The sequence below is a fragment of the Acetobacter musti genome, assembly GCF_011516835.1.
GTDB classification, from domain to species: Bacteria; Pseudomonadota; Alphaproteobacteria; order Acetobacterales; family Acetobacteraceae; genus Acetobacter; species Acetobacter musti.
The window spans coordinates 1-639 of record NZ_WOTB01000124.1 but is presented as its reverse complement, the minus strand read 5'-3'; the positions used below and the strand labels follow the sequence as shown (position 1 = coordinate 639).

1 protein-coding gene and 1 pseudogene are annotated in these 639 nt (G+C 52.6%); one reads left to right on the top strand and one right to left on the bottom strand.

Features of this window, described 5'->3' with window-relative positions; translation table 11 throughout:
- Positions 1-526, top strand: a 526-nt coding sequence (locus GOB93_RS21025; protein ID WP_173585284.1) for a transposase, incomplete at its 5' end; no start/stop codon positions are given.
- On the opposite strand, the pseudogene GOB93_RS22410 reads toward GOB93_RS21025, so the two are convergent.
- Positions 527-639: pseudogene (locus tag GOB93_RS22410) on the bottom strand (IS481 family transposase); the annotation flags it as partial.

Sequence of the window (639 nt, the reverse complement as noted above, 5' to 3'; positions counted from 1 at the left end):
TGCGCGCTGGACACTGAAGTTCACGAAGGCGAAGCGGCAGGATGATGGAACCATGCCATCCAGCGATCTCGCCATCCCGTTCTTTGGCTATAAATCGCATGTTTCCATCGATCGGAAATACCGGTTCATCCGCAAATGGAAAACAACGCATGCCGCTGCCAGTGATGGCGCGCGATTGAGAGAGGGGCTTCTGGATAAAACCAATACGGCCTCAAGTGTCTGGGCCGACACGGCCTATCGCTCAAAAGCCAACGAAGACTTCATGGAAAAGCAGGGCTTTGTCTCCAAGGTTCATCGCAAAAAGCCGCATCTCAAGCCTATGCCCCGGCATATCCAGAAATCAAATGCTGGAAAGTCGGTCATCCGCTCGCGTGTCGAGCATGTCTTTGCCGATCAGAAGTCACAGACGGGGCTGTTTGTCCGGACTGTCGGTATCAGTCGAGCCACCATGAGGATCGGGCTCGCCAATATCGTCTACAATATGCGCCGCCTCCTCTTCCTCGAAAGATTGAACGCGAGCGCATAAGCTGTCAGGTTGTGAGACGTCATTGGCGTAATCAAGGATTTCGTCGACCTGTTTCATGATGTCACGACCAGCCGGTTTGATATAGTCTTGATTACGTGACGCGGGATGTTTTT